Genomic DNA, 3822 nt, shown 5'->3' with positions numbered 1-3822 from the left:
GGCAAAACCTGCTAGCTGACGCCGTGGGTGTGCCGACCGCATGTGCGCCATATTATGCACTCATTTACGCGCTGGATAGTGGTGTACGATGAGACGCATGAGCAAGCGAGTCAGTTTGATTCTCAAAGACTCCGACGAGGCGACGATCGCGCCCTACCTCAGCGAGGGGTCGCCGTCGTTCGAAGTGCTGCGTCGGTGGGCGAGTCAACGCGGCGAGGGCGACATCAAATCCGAGGCCAGTGCGCTACGCGCGTTGCTCCAGGCCGGGGCCGAGGCGCTGCGCGAAGCAGTCCTCGACGCCGGCTACGCCCAACTCGCCGAGGAGTTCAACAGCGAGCCCGCTCATGTCGAGCGGCGGACGGCACGGGACCGCTACGCGCGCCGGACCGAGGGCCATTTGTGAATCGCGGGATGCGGGGCCAGGCGTACCGCGTGGACCTTGGCCACGGTGCGAAGCCCTGGGTGATTCTCAGTAACAACTCGCGGAATAGGAACCTTGACACCGTATTGGCGGCTCGAATCACGACAACGTCCAAGAATGCTCGCGTACCCACGGTCGTGGCGCTGACCAGCGCCGACCCACTCGTCGGCTTTGTGCTGGTGGATGACCTCGTGCAGCTCTACCACGATGAACTCACCGAGTGGGTCGGCGCGCTGACCTCGTCGACAATGCAGGAAATCAGCAAAGCTCTTCGGATAGCACTCCCTTGACAGTGACGCCGCCGCGGGTGTGCGCAGGTTTATGTCGTTGATTCTGCGCTGAGAGCGCAACGCACTTTTGCGCCGTGGACACAGTGTCAGTGCGGCGTAGGCTCCGCCCTTAATTGATCGGCGCGTTGATCCAACGCAGGTCGTCGACGATCCCGCGGGCTGCGACCAGACCCTCGCCGGACTGCCATATTTCGTCGTTGACGATGAAGACCCGGTTGTCGCGGTTGGCGGACAGCCGCCGCCACGGGTCGCTGTCCAGGATGCGAGGGGCGCCTTCGGCGACGGCCGGTGACGTACAGGACACATAGATGATGTCGGCGTCAGCCGCCCTCAAGTCTGGGTTGCGCGCCAGGTCGGCGTCGGTGGTGCCGAACTCGATATAGGGCTTGTCGGTAAACCGTTGCGACATCGGCCGGTCCACCCCGACGGCGCTCAGCACGCTGGCCGGGAAGTTGTTAGCCCCGTAAACCCGCATGGTCTTGTCGGTCAGCTGGACGACGGACGCCTGGAAGTGCGTCGCGTCACGCTTGGCGCCCATCTCGGCGGCCCGCTGGGCGAACTCGCTGAGCAGCCCTTCCACCGCGGCGCTGCGGGCCACCGCGGCCCCGATGGCACGCAGGCCGTCCTGCCAGGCCGCGCCCGGTGCGCCGGTGAACACCGTCGGGGCGATCGCGGCGAGCTGCGGATACGACTTGGGCGTCACGGCCACCGAGCCCAGGATCAGATCCGGGTGAGCGGCCGCGATGGCGTTCAGGTCCGGAGAGCTGCGGGTGCCCACACCGGGCAGCCCGTGCACCGTGTTGCCCAGGTAGGAGGGCTGGCTGGAGGAGCCGTCGGGCAAGGCGGCGCCGACCACCCGGGACTGCAGGCCCAGCGCGCACAGGCCGTCGAGCTGGTCACCGGAGAGCACCACGATGCGCCGCGGCTCCGTCGGCACCTGGACCACGTCCGGAGTGACGCCCGCGGCGTTGTGTGCCGTCCGGGTCGGCGGCCCCGGGTCGGGCCCGGCGGCATCCTTCGCGCAGGAGTCGTCCGCGTTGCGACCGTTTCCCAGCACCCCGGCCCCCGCGATCTGCGTGGTGGGGGTGGGCACAGATCGCTTCGCTTTGGGAGGCTGGTCTGATCCGCAGGCGCTGCATGTCAGCACCATAAAGACCAATGCCGCTGCCAGCGAGGCTGCGGCCACAGTGAGTCGCATCCCGCCGAAAAGCACGGGTTCGACGGTAACATCCGCGCAGCTCGGACCCCTCTGCCGAAACGAGGTGAAGCAATTACGACAGTTTGTAGGACTCAGACCTTCCCCTGACCTGATCGGGGGCTAAGATTCTCCACATCACTTGGTTTCTGAGCCCGGGTCCGATGCTGGATGTTTGGAGGAGCTGTTGACAGCCGAAGCGCCCCCCTTGGGAGAACTCGAGGCCGTTCGTCCGTTCCGGGCGCGGATGGGTCCCAAAGGGAACCTCGTCTACAAGCTGGTCACCACCACCGATCACAAGCTGATCGGCATCATGTACTGCGTCGCCTGCATGATGTTCTTCTTCATCGGCGGGCTGCTGGCGCTGTTGATGCGCACCGAGCTGGCCCTGCCCGGGCTGCAGTTCCTGTCGAATGAGCAGTTCAATCAGCTGTTCACCATGCACGGCACGATCATGCTGCTGTTCTATGCCACCCCGATCGTGTTCGGCTTCGCCAACCTGGTGCTGCCGCTGCAGATCGGCGCGCCCGATGTGGCCTTCCCGCGGCTGAACGCCTTCTCGTTCTGGTTGTTCCTGTTCGGCGCGCTGATGGGGGCGGCCGGCTTCATCACGCCGGGCGGGGCGGCCGACTTCGGCTGGACCGCCTACACCCCGCTGACCGATGCGATCCACTCGCCCGGTGCCGGCGGCGACCTGTGGATCATGGGTCTGATCGTCGCGGGTCTGGGCACCATCCTGGGCGGCGTCAACATGATCACCACCGTGGTCTGCATGCGCGCCCCCGGCATGACGATGTTCCGGATGCCGATCTTCACCTGGAACATCCTGGTGACGTCGATCCTGGTGCTGATCGCGTTCCCGCTGCTGACCGCGGCGCTGTTCGGGCTGGCCGCCGACCGCCACCTCGGGGCTCACGTCTACGACCCGGCCAACGGCGGAGTTCTGTTGTGGCAGCACCTGTTCTGGTTCTTCGGCCACCCCGAGGTGTACATCATCGCGCTGCCGTTCTTCGGGATCGTGTCCGAGGTCTTCCCGGTGTTCTCCCGCAAGCCCATCTTCGGCTACACCACGCTGGTCTATGCGACGCTGTCGATCGCGGCTTTGTCCGTCGCGGTGTGGGCGCACCACATGTTCGCCACCGGCGCCGTACTCCTTCCCTTTTTCTCCTTCATGACGTATCTGATCGCGGTGCCCACCGGGATCAAGTTCTTCAACTGGATCGGCACTATGTGGAAGGGCCAGTTGACATTCGAGACGCCGATGCTGTTCTCGATCGGCTTCCTGGTCACGTTCCTATTGGGCGGTCTGACCGGTGTGCTGCTGGCCAGCCCGCCGCTGGACTTCCACGTGACGGACAGCTATTTCGTGGTCGCGCACTTCCACTACGTGCTGTTCGGCACCATCGTGTTCGCCACCTTCGCCGGCCTCTACTTCTGGTTCCCCAAGATGACCGGTCGGCTGCTCGACGAGCGGCTGGGCAAGCTGCACTTCTGGTTGACGTTCATCGGTTTCCACACAACATTTTTGGTGCAGCACTGGCTGGGCGACATGGGTATGCCGCGCCGCTATGCGGACTACCTGCCCACCGACGGCTTCACGACGCTCAACGTCGTCTCGACCATCGGGGCGTTCATCCTGGGCGCGTCGATGCTTCCGTTCGTGTGGAACGTCTTCAAGAGCTGGCGCTACGGCGAGGTGGTCACCGTCGACGACCCGTGGGGATACGGCAATTCGCTGGAGTGGGCGACAAGCTGCCCGCCGCCGCGGCACAACTTCACCGAGCTGCCCCGGATCCGTTCCGAGCGTCCGGCGTTCGAACTGCACTACCCGCACATGGTGGAACGAATGCGCGCCGAATCGCACGTCGGGCGCGGCCACGGCAAGCGCGAGAAGGTATCCGCGAGCTGATGCGGTT

Annotated in this window: 4 protein-coding genes; 3 read left to right on the top strand and 1 reads right to left on the bottom strand. The window is 65.1% G+C overall.

Annotated features, from left to right (window positions below; translation table 11 throughout):
• The first annotated feature begins 97 nt into the window (after window positions 1–97).
• Both VML93_RS24695 and VML93_RS24690 read left to right on the top strand, forming a co-directional pair.
• Entirely contained in the window at window positions 98–403 is a 306-nt protein-coding gene (locus tag VML93_RS24695; RefSeq protein WP_325614902.1) for a hypothetical protein, read from the top strand.
• A gap of 8 nt (window positions 404–411) precedes the next feature.
• Window positions 412–711 carry a type II toxin-antitoxin system PemK/MazF family toxin gene (locus VML93_RS24690; protein WP_414686436.1) on the top strand — a complete coding sequence of 100 codons (300 nt, stop codon included), beginning with the start codon at window positions 412–414 and terminating at the stop codon, window positions 709–711.
• A 109-nt stretch (window positions 712–820) separates the two neighbouring features.
• On the opposite strand, the gene VML93_RS24685 is transcribed toward VML93_RS24690, so the two are convergent.
• Window positions 821–1909, bottom strand: a complete 1089-nt coding sequence (locus VML93_RS24685; protein WP_325614903.1) for an iron-siderophore ABC transporter substrate-binding protein — start codon at window positions 1907–1909, stop codon at window positions 821–823.
• A 184-nt stretch (window positions 1910–2093) separates the two neighbouring features.
• Between VML93_RS24685 and ctaD the strand changes: the two genes are divergently transcribed.
• Window positions 2094–3815, top strand: coding sequence for a cytochrome c oxidase subunit I (gene ctaD, locus VML93_RS24680; protein ID WP_325614900.1), 1722 nt, complete (start codon window positions 2094–2096; stop codon window positions 3813–3815).
• Window positions 3816–3822 lie beyond the last annotated feature (7 nt).

The sequence above is a fragment of the Mycobacterium sp. genome (genome assembly GCF_035499775.1).
Classification (GTDB): Bacteria; Actinomycetota; Actinomycetes; order Mycobacteriales; family Mycobacteriaceae; genus Mycobacterium.
This window is presented reverse-complemented; position numbering and strand designations above follow the sequence as displayed.